Here is a 7,486-nt window from a genome sequence, read left to right as displayed (position 1 = left end):
CGCAAGGATGCTAGAAAAAAGAAAAGTCTTCGACTTTAGCCGAGGATTAACGAGGCGACTTTTTTCTAGCAAAGGTGGAGATTTTTAAGCGTAGTTTGCTTAAAAATACTACCTGTTCCTTGCGGAACTTTTAGCCTTATATAGAGAGTGAGATAGAACACACCTATAAAAGTATAAAAAAACCAGTAATATCAATACTTCAAAGCATTTTTGGCTGTTCTTAATTTTAAGAACTTTAGTTCTTGATTTTAAGAACTCCAAAATTACACGTATTTAATAAAAAAAGATACTAAAAATATTAGTATCTTCAAAATAATTTTATAGGTAACTTTTTTAATTCCTTTGGTACTCTACTAAACATTGCCCTTAAAGTTTGATTAACATCATCTTTATCTCCTGCAAACATAATGTTAGGATTAACAAAATATGCATTTGCTCTCGCGTTATTACCATCAACACCTACCTCAGAAACTGCTAAAATCCCTTTATCAACTAAAGATTTAATAATTGGATTCACATTATTTTTAGTTCTTTTTAAAACTCTAGCAATATCAGTCTGTGTTAAAGGTACAGGGCTTTTCTTATGTATACTATCAACAATACAATTACTCAAAAAACCAACTTTACTACTTATCTTCCAAAGAAATACAATTTCTTTATTATCTAGATAAGAATTTTCTTCTATATACCATATATTATCTTGAATTAATTGCGCAAATCTTACCTTACTCTTAATTTTACGTTCTGGGACTAACTTCATACCTCTTGCATTTGCTTTTGCTTGAAGATCATTAGCCATTTCCATTTCTTCTTCCGTTAAAATCTTCGAATTATCAATATCTCTTAACCTTGCATTTTTCTCAACTTCTGAAAAATCCACTATTTTTTTCATAATTAACTCTCCACTTCTAGTTTTTACAACTAGCGAAGAGACTTTTATTTTGGTATTATGTATATAGAATATTTTCTAAGAGTCTGATACTCTAATAATCTGTTATAAAATACAAAAAAGCCCCTTCACTATAATTTTGTCTAGTCAACTCAATTATAGCATGAATGGCTTTTTTTGTTGTATCTTGTCTAACTTTTTATATTTACAAAAACAAATAGATGGTTAGAAGGATGGTGATCTGAACAATGCAACAAAAAACTGGTTATCAGCTGAAGAAGTAGCCAAGAAAATAAAAGTATCAGCTATGACTATAAAACAAAACTGTCAAACCTACGGTAACTTTCTCGCCAAGCGGACAGAGAAAAAACAATGGAAAAATTCAAAGGTTGGATCAATAAAATAAATTTTTATAGGAAACTGATGTTCAAAAAATAATAAGAGAAGAACAGTTTCAAAACAAAAGAAATCACTTTAGGGTCGTCTATTTAGTAAATAAATTAAAATTTAATAATGGAAAAAAGGCTTATTCTTTATCTAAAAATAGATAAAGAATAAGCCTTTTTAAGATGAAGGACATTGTCTTAATGGATAAAATTCTGCCCATATAACATCTGGAGATTCTTTAATTTGTTCACAATATATTTGACTACGAACATTTTGACAATGACGATTTCCATCTCTAGTTATATATATACAAGCACCAGGTATCTGATCTATTGAATATTTATAATATGAGCATTCTCCCCAACATTTCACAACAGCTCTCCAAATACGTCTTGCTAAAGATAATCCTATACAACCAGCTAAACACCAAAAATCAAGTCCGCAACGACCTAAACACGCTATAATTTCCGTTATTGCTTGCGGATCCAAACCGGTTTCTTTTTGTAAACATTCTTTTAAACAATCATCTCTTTCGGGTATATAAGAATAATTAGTTATTGGATTAAATTCATAAGGTTGCATTATAAAAAACCATCTCCTAGTTTTTTATAAATAATATTCAAAAAGTAGATATCAGGGAATTTGTCTTTATTAATATGGGCCAATTATCAATTTATTTTGGCAGAGTTTGGCATGTCGTTAAACTGTTTGTTCTTCCATCTATAACAGTACTCTTTTCCCATATATATAAATACAGGAGGTTTATATATGTATGGGAGCTATAAAACGAAATTGTCATAGAGATAAGCTTAATCTTCAACAAGAAAATTTGTGAAATTTAGGGTAACTACACTTGTATCCCACACTTGAGAAAAATTCATAACTTCAGGTTTACGTAAATCATGAGTCAGAGTTGTTGATTTACCCCTTCGAATTAAAAAGTCTTGAGTTGAATTGGAATCTTTTACTTCTTTTGTTCCGTTTATTTCTACATCGTAAAATTTTGTATAAACATTTACTACAATATCACCGGTTTCTTTTATTACTTTTGCCTGGATATCTAGTTCTGTAAAACAATCATCACCACATTTAACTGCCATGGTTAAAATTGTCTTATATTGGTCATTCGGATCTAGTTGGATACTTCTATTAATGGTTCGATCACATCTTTCGGGGAACCATGGAAATTCAGGGAAATTCTCGAAAGATACACTTCCTTTTATTTCTAAATTTCTTTTCTTTAATTTCATAAATAATTACTCCTTTTTAAGCTTGTTAATTCGAGTGATTAGTATCACTCATGCTTCACTTTAAATCCAACAGATGGATCATATGTTATAAATTAAACAGTGCTTCGAACATTTCGCCATCAAAGCACTCAAATATAGATTAAACTATTTCGCTAAAATAATACGTTTGATTTAGAGAACGATTAATTCCACATTAACTATTTTAAGGTTGTTAAAAATTACCGCGGCTCTGATTTTCAATTCAATCTCACTGTTTAATAAAAATCCTTATATAAGAATAATATAAAGAAAATAAAGAAATTTAATAATAAAAGTTTATAAAATATAGGGTATTAATGGGGAATTATGTATAGAAACAAATATTCAAGGACAATATAAAATGCAAACATGATGGGGGTGAAAAGATGAAGGATCAGGGTCTTATTCATGACTTACAAGGTAAGTCTCAAAAAGAGGCATTTCAGATTTTGCAGCAAAAAGGTGTACTCAATCCAGAGTTAACTCTCTGTGAGGCCGTAGATATGGGGCTATCAGTTAGAGATGTTCCAGAAAATCATAGTTTTTGCTTACTAATGTGCTGGTAACACCATTTGCACTACCAAAAAGGTAGACTTTTAAGAAAGCGAAAAAGATCAATCTCCTGCTCGATCCGGGATTGGTCTTTTTCTCATGTAAAAATGTAGAAACATGTGACAATATCCGTTGTCGATGGCAATACACCACTGCTATTACTATCACAGGGAACATACCTAAAAAGCGTGAAGTGATGACCGTAGCCTTTAGGAAGTAGTCCTTATACAGTCATACTCTGCTAACCTAATTGCCCATCCAATATCTTTTCCAGGAGAGATGAGAAATTGGACGAGAATCGGAAGTTTACATTTTATAGGAAAAATATGTATAAAGATAAATACTCAAGGGAAATATAAGAATGCAAACATGGTCTATCTTATTACTAAATCATCAAGAAAGTGGGAGTTCCATGCAAAATAGGGATTTGTTTGAGTACAATAAGTTAAACAAACTTGCAGAAGATAGTCTTCAATGGATTAATAGACATATTGATTTTTTTTGCCCAATTCAGAACCAACAACTTACACAACAAGGGATCAAACTGTTAACTGAATTGTCTTTGGTTTACTCGTACATAAAAAAATGCAATATTACAAATCTACAAAATAATATAGATTTAATTTTTTCATTTATTTGTATTCAATTTGAAAATCCCCTTTATGCTCAGATGCCTCGTAAAAATCCAATCGATTCTTACCCTTGTTTGGTAAGTTATCTCATGCTGCGTGCTACAGAATATCAAAATCCTTATTATGAAGAAACATTAGAGTTTTTAAAGTGTAATGGTTATTTGTATGCTTGTGAAGAGTATCCTTTTCGAATTTTAGAACGTGATCTTGTTTTTTGGAGATCGAAATATTTGACCCAGGAACCAGATTGGTATTCTGTGTATCAGTCAAGCATTTTAGCTAAGGAAGTAAATCCAATTTATCTAAATGATGTGCATGTATACTATATAACTCATATATTGTTTCATTTAACTAATTTTGGAAACCGACCACTTCTCTTACCTAATAAGGAAATACGTCGTATAGTCAAATTACTTGAATCGTTACTTTTGCATTATGTACGAATCGGCAATTGGGATCTTGTTGGAGAATTGCTGATTAACCTTATTTCTTTGGATCAGACTGATTCTATTATTTATTTGGAATGTTCTAAGATATTTCAAAATGTTTGGAAAGAAGATGGTTCTGTTCCAAAGAACAAGAAGATTGCACAACTTAGTCATGCATACAATAATCAGGAACTGTTCAATCACCATTATCATTCAACAATTGTTGGAATTATGTACTGTATTACGGCTCTTACGCGTGTAGGAGGTGAAAAGAGTGTACATCGCGAAAATTTTGTCAGCGATTAATCGAGCAAAAGGCTGGTTGGATCAAGTTACGCCAGTATCCGAAAAAGAAATATCTCTATATGCTCTATCAATGATTTTGAGCAATCAAATCAAAGACGTAGAACATAATATTAATTATATTATCCATCAAAAAGTAGAACTGCCGCCTCCCTATAAGATGATTCTCATGAGTCTACCAGAATTTCGTACTTTTATTCACACCATTAACTTTTGTAATCCGGAAACTCTTTATGTAGAACCATCGATTATTCGGGATTGGTCACGTATCCTAGAGGGCTTAACGCTGTCTTATGCACGTGATCGTGACGTTTTAACCGTTGCTGGTATCTTACGATGTGCCATCCGCCTAAAAATCGAAGACCAATGGTTAGATATTGGACAAAATTTTCTTCTTGATCAGCAACAACCAGATGGTTCCTTTGGTTTTTTTAAACAAGAGTTAGTAGACACAGAGATACGATTGCGATACATGTCAGAAACTCTTTGGGCTTTAGTCGAGATTTATCGAAATAAGTTAGCAAGAGAGTAGACTTACAAAAAGGGCGTTTATTATAGGACAGAAATATCAACGAAAACTGTAAATTTTTCGAGTATACGACTGAATCAATCCATATATCAATGCTGTTTTTTTCTATTCGATAGGATGGCTTTTGTTGCTTAGTGCTAGGACCACTCTACCAAATTCATATCTTGAATTTGTTCTTTACTACGGATGGGTTGGACATCAATGAGATGTATTTTTTTATTCATGGGTTTATGACCTCTCTAATTATAGTATTTTGAATGTATACTTATATTGTGCAAATCGAGGATATCAGGAGAATTGGTGAGAAGTCAATGTTTGAGGGGAAATGAATGTAAACTAATATTCAAAAGTTTACATTCGCTAAAGACATAAAAATATAAAGCATTAAAGGCTGAATGAATAGATCAAAAATAAGGAGAAATAAAAAAGCCATTTATAAATGGCTTTTAAAATACAAAGTTTTTTGAATATAAACCTTATATAATCCCACTTATCCGTAGCCCGAAAAAAGCTCATCCCTTATCTATTTTTATATAATGAGTGAGCTTTTTTTCTATTATTAAATTTTAATTTATTTGCCAAATAGACGACTCCAAAGTGATTTCTTCTGTTCTGAAGCTGCTATTAGGCGCTTACTATCTTGTATTTCTCTCAATACTTGCATTAATTGAATATCTCTTTGTTCTTCTCTTATTATTCTCTTGTCATCCATTTCCTGTAAGGATTTACTTTGTTGATCTAATCTTTGAATTAACTCTAAATTAAGTTGTTCTAATCGTCCTATACGTTCCGTTAATACTTTTATATGTTCTGTATCTGCTACACCATCTGTAACAACAGTTGCTATCTCATTTTCTTCAACACTTACCATTGCTAGATTTATAGCCTGTTCTAGTGTTACGTTTTTCTTGTTCATAGCCGTTACTAACCGTTCTATAGTTGCTACATCTTTATGATAAAAAATTCTAGAATTATTATTGCCGCGCTCGAAAGGATACCCAGCTTCCTCAAGGGCAAGGCAATATTTACGTAAAGTACTTGAGCCAATCCCTAAGTTCTTCGCTACCTCAGATCCCCAATAAGTTTGAGCCATATTTTGTCCTCCCTTTGTTCTAAGCTGTTCTTCAGTTGCTATATAGTGTTTTCCTTATTTAAAAAGGTAACACCTTCCTTTTAAAATTGAAAGAAAAGTTTTTATTTTTCAGTGTAGAACGCTATAACTAAACTGTTTTTATACAAGATTTTATGCAAAAAAGAAGAGCGGGGATCCCTAGTATCCCCGCTATATCAACGATGTATAAAATCATGTATAAGGTATATATAGACAGAAAGAAAAGAAACCTTATAAACACAAGGATTCTATGAAAAGATTTGCTACCGATAATAGGACGTTATGTTAACCAACCATGAATAAGTATTCATCATAAAAAACAGTTCGTTTCCTTTACTAGATCTTTGCTTTTCATTTCCCATAACTCCATTGGTTTTTACCCTTTTCTGGGGTCCCGTCCTACACTTTTTATTCCACGGTTCACTTGACCATGAGCCTCTACACCCTCAAACTCCCAAAGATAACCCCAGCGGGCAAAAACCGCCCTTCTGGGGCCACCTCTGGTGAGTTTGCATGAGGGTGCCCCTCATGGTCAAGTGACTTTCGCGGCATAAACGTTCCGGACTCAGTGATCAACCCTTCTCTAGTTATTCTCCCTTGTATTCCTATTACAAAATCTCTCATATCTACATTAATATATTGTATAATGTACTTGATTCTATGTGGTATCACATAGAATCAAGTACATATTCTCCCCTCCGGGGAGCCCGGGCCTTAACGGCTTTAAACCGGGAAGATCAAGAGCATCTGACGAATCATCTTACCGTCCTTCGTCCTGTAAGATTCAAGCAGGGCAAAATACGCCTGCCTTGGCATGATAAAAGCTGACGCTTTTCCATGCCTGCGGTCAGACGCATTCATTTTTGCTTCTCGCTGCGCTTGAACCAAAAACAAGCTCGGCAAGCCGAGTGAATGGTCTTCAGGCGTATTTTGCCCTGCGGGATCTCAGATTCCTGGATGCTTCGCACCAGGAATCTGTCCTTTTCTCATTCAGCTTCCGCTTCTTAGAAAAGGACAAAAAGGGTTTGCCGTTGGCAAACCCTTTTTGTTTTAACAGATCCGTATACGAAGCATACACGATCTATCCAAAAAACATACTTCTATCCATTTGCTTACGCACTTGGATAGAAAAGCGAAAACTTCATGGATACAGAGCCTCTCTGAGGTTTTTAAACTAAGTTCTTTCTCCCTACTTTTGAGGTAGAGGTTGGCCGGGGTGTGGGGAGCCCCCACATATTGCGTATCTAAAAATAAATAAAGAATCTGTTATAAAGCGTTAGATCAAGCGTTTTTGGCTCGTATAATGGATAGCTCAAGCCGATATAAATAAATCCCACTTTTGAGTATATCGCTTGGCGATGAAAGCAAACGAGCCAAAAAAAGTTCC

The 7,486-nt window shown here is 33.4% G+C and carries 7 protein-coding genes and 1 pseudogene; 3 read left to right on the top strand and 5 right to left on the bottom strand.

Features of this window, described 5'->3' with window-relative positions:
* Nucleotides 1–307: 307 nt before the first annotated feature.
* From AXW78_RS31385 to AXW78_RS31375, 3 genes are all read right to left on the bottom strand, one after another.
* Nucleotides 308–892: a helix-turn-helix domain-containing protein gene (locus AXW78_RS31385; RefSeq protein ID WP_061885403.1), complete on the bottom strand. Its 585-nt coding sequence runs from the start codon at nt 890–892 to the stop codon at nt 308–310.
* A 561-nt stretch (nt 893–1,453) separates the two neighbouring features.
* Nucleotides 1,454–1,858 (bottom strand): hypothetical protein, encoded by a 405-nt coding sequence (locus AXW78_RS31380; RefSeq protein ID WP_061885402.1) that lies wholly within the window; start codon nt 1,856–1,858, stop codon nt 1,454–1,456.
* A 227-nt stretch (nt 1,859–2,085) separates the two neighbouring features.
* On the bottom strand, nt 2,086–2,526 hold the full coding sequence (locus AXW78_RS31375; RefSeq protein ID WP_061885401.1) for a hypothetical protein: 441 nt from the start codon (nt 2,524–2,526) through the stop codon (nt 2,086–2,088).
* A 404-nt stretch (nt 2,527–2,930) separates the two neighbouring features.
* On the opposite strand from AXW78_RS31375, the gene AXW78_RS31370 reads away from it, so the two are divergent.
* From AXW78_RS31370 to AXW78_RS31360, 3 genes are all read left to right on the top strand, one after another.
* Complete coding sequence (locus AXW78_RS31370; RefSeq protein ID WP_061885400.1) at nt 2,931–3,110, top strand: hypothetical protein; 180 nt, start codon at nt 2,931–2,933, stop codon at nt 3,108–3,110.
* A 347-nt stretch (nt 3,111–3,457) separates the two neighbouring features.
* Nucleotides 3,458–4,462, top strand: a complete 1,005-nt coding sequence (locus AXW78_RS31365; protein ID WP_142386039.1) for a DUF6895 family protein — start codon at nt 3,458–3,460, stop codon at nt 4,460–4,462.
* Nucleotides 4,431–4,991 (top strand): hypothetical protein, encoded by a 561-nt coding sequence (locus AXW78_RS31360; RefSeq protein WP_061885398.1) that lies wholly within the window; start codon nt 4,431–4,433, stop codon nt 4,989–4,991. The genes AXW78_RS31365 and AXW78_RS31360 overlap by 32 nt, the downstream gene beginning before the upstream one ends.
* A 155-nt stretch (nt 4,992–5,146) precedes the next feature.
* Here AXW78_RS31360 and AXW78_RS34190 read toward each other — a convergent pair.
* A pseudogene (locus AXW78_RS34190) lies at nt 5,147–5,212 on the bottom strand (tyrosine-type recombinase/integrase); the annotation flags it as partial.
* 347 nt (nt 5,213–5,559) lie between these two features.
* Nucleotides 5,560–6,081, bottom strand: a complete 522-nt coding sequence (locus AXW78_RS31355) for a DUF3967 domain-containing protein (protein WP_061885397.1) — start codon at nt 6,079–6,081, stop codon at nt 5,560–5,562.
* Nucleotides 6,082–7,486 lie beyond the last annotated feature (1,405 nt).

The organism is Bacillus thuringiensis (assembly GCF_001595725.1).
In the GTDB taxonomy this organism is placed as follows: Bacteria; Bacillota; Bacilli; order Bacillales; family Bacillaceae_G; genus Bacillus_A; species Bacillus_A thuringiensis_K.
The sequence above is the reverse complement of the archived record's forward strand: the minus strand, read 5'-3'. Positions and strand labels throughout refer to the sequence as shown.